1 protein-coding gene and 1 pseudogene are annotated in these 1691 nt (G+C 70.5%); both read left to right on the plus strand.

What is annotated here, in order from left to right; genetic code table 11:
- The coding region (gatA, locus tag I59_RS17990; protein ID WP_022905063.1) for an Asp-tRNA(Asn)/Glu-tRNA(Gln) amidotransferase subunit GatA at positions 1-1336 on the plus strand (1336 nt) is incomplete at its 5' end.
- Positions 1336-1691 (plus strand): annotated as a pseudogene (locus tag I59_RS17995) (Asp-tRNA(Asn)/Glu-tRNA(Gln) amidotransferase GatCAB subunit B); the annotation flags it as partial. The gene gatA and the pseudogene I59_RS17995, both read left to right, overlap by 1 nt.

The following is a 1691-nucleotide window of genomic DNA, read 5'->3' on the forward strand; positions in this document are numbered from 1 at the left end:
CCTCGCCGGCGTGCCCGTCGCCGTGAAGGACGTCCTCTGCACGCAGGACATGCCCACGACCTCCGGCTCGAAGATCCTCGAAGGCTGGCGGCCCCCGTACGACGCGACCCCGGTCGCCAAGCTGCGTGCTGCCGGTCTCGTGCCGATCGGCAAGACCAACATGGACGAGTTCGCCATGGGGTCGACCACGCAGTTCTCGGCCTACGGCCCGACGCACAACCCGTGGGACCTCGACCGGGTCCCCGGCGGCTCCGGCGGTGGTTCGGCCGCGGCCGTGGCGGCCTACGAGGCGCCCTTCGCGCTCGGGTCCGACACCGGCGGCTCGATCCGGCAGCCCGGTGCGTTCACCGGCACGGTCGGCGTGAAGCCCACGTACGGCGGTGTGAGCCGCTACGGCGCGATCGCCCTGGCGTCCTCGCTCGACCAGATCGGTCCGGTGTCGCGCACGGTCCTCGACGCCGCGCTGCTGCACGACGTCATCGGCGGGCACGACCCGCGTGACTCGACCTCGATCCCCGGTGCGTGGCCGTCCATGGCGGCCGCCGCGCGCGAGGGCCTGCAGGCGGACACGCTGCGCGGGCTCAAGGTCGGCGTCGTGAAGGAACTCGCCGGTGGCGAGGGCTTCCAGGCCGGCGTCGAGCAGCGCTTCCGCGAGACCGTCGCGCTCCTCGAGTCGGCCGGCGCCGAGATCGTCGAGATCGACGCACCGTCGTTCGCGTACGCCATCAGCGCGTACTACCTGATCCTCCCGGCCGAGGCCTCGTCGAACCTCGCGAAGTTCGACTCCGTGCGCTTCGGCCTCCGCGTCACGCCGGAGAACGGCGCGACGGTCGAGGACGTCATGGCTGCGACACGTGAGGTCGGCTTCGGCCCCGAGGTGAAGCGCCGCATCATCCTCGGCACCTACGCCCTGAGCGCCGGGTACTACGACGCGTACTACGGGTCGGCGCAGAAGGTGCGCACGCTCGTCCAGCGCGACTTCACGGCAGCGTTCGAGCAGGTCGACGTGCTCGTCAGCCCGTCCGCCCCGACGACGGCGCTGCCCTTCGGGGACCGCATCGACGACCCCCTCGCGATGTACCTCAACGACCTCACCACGATCCCGGCGAACCTCGCGGGCGTCCCCGGCATGAGCATCCCGAACGGCCTCGCGCCCGAGGACGGCCTGCCCACCGGCGTCCAGCTCATGGCGCCGCAGCGCGAGGACGCCCGGCTGTACCGCTACGGCACGGCCCTCGAGCGGCTCCTCGAACAGCAGTGGGGCGCCCCGCTCATCGACCGAATCCCCGACCTGGACGCCTCCCAGCAGTCGGCCGCGCAGGAAGGCGTGATCTGATGGCGCAGAAGGAAGCCCTGATGGACTTCGACGAGGCACTCGAACGCTACGAGCCGGTGCTCGGGTTCGAGGTGCACGTCGAGCTCGGCACGAAGACCAAGATGTTCTCCGACGCACCGAACTTCTTCGGCGGCGAGCCGAACACGAACGTGACGCCGGTCGACCTCGGGCTGCCGGGATCGCTGCCGGTCGTCAACGAGCAGGCCGTCCGGTACTCGATCAGCCTCGGGCTCGCGCTCGGCTGCTCGATCGCCGAGTCGTCCCGGTTCGCCCGGGAGAACTACTTCTACCCGGACAACCCGAAGAACTACCAGATCTCGCAGTACGACGAGCCGATCGCGTACGAGGGCGAGGT

The organism is Curtobacterium sp. B8 (assembly GCF_000333315.1).
Classification (GTDB): domain Bacteria; phylum Actinomycetota; class Actinomycetes; order Actinomycetales; family Microbacteriaceae; genus Curtobacterium; species Curtobacterium luteum.